Here is a 568-nt window from a genome sequence, read left to right as displayed (position 1 = left end):
ACGGCAAAGCCGCTGGCCGGCACACCTAGCACCGTGGCCAGCGAGGCTTCGAGCCCCAGGCGCTGGCGGCGGGTTTCCACCACGCTGGCGTCCACGTTAGCCAACTCGGTTTCGGCGCGGTGCAGGGCAATTTCGTTGTCGACGCCGGCCTGGTAGCGGGCGCGGGTCAGTTCCAGGCTGCGCTGGCGGTCGAGGCGGGCGGTGTCGAGCACCAGCAGCTGCGCATCGAGGCCGCGGATGTTGAAGTAGTAGGTAGCGGCGTCGGCCGTGAGGGAAAGCAGCACGGTGCGGCGGTTGGCTTCCGGCTCCTGCGCATCGGCATCGGCGGCGCGGATGCTGCTGCGGATGCGGCCCCATACGTCAAACTCATAGCTGGCATTGATGGGAATGTAGTACTGCGTCTGCACCACGCCGAGGTTGTTGGAGGCCACCGGGAACGGCAGCGGCCGCAGCGCCGACAGCCGCGAGCGGTACACCTGCGGGTCCACGGTCACGAGCGGGGCACGGTAGGAATTGGCTACGCGCACGTTGGCGCGGGCGCTTTCCACGCGGGCCACGGCGGCCTGCA

General features: G+C 69.0%; 1 protein-coding gene. It reads right to left on the bottom strand.

The window, feature by feature from the left end; translation table 11 throughout:
• The coding region (locus ACYVDE_RS25765) for a TolC family protein (protein WP_460504346.1) at positions 1–568 on the bottom strand (568 nt) is incomplete at both ends.

This window comes from Hymenobacter agri (genome assembly GCF_054778495.1).
Note: the sequence above shows the minus strand (reverse complement) of the source record. Positions and strands in the feature narration are given on the sequence as shown.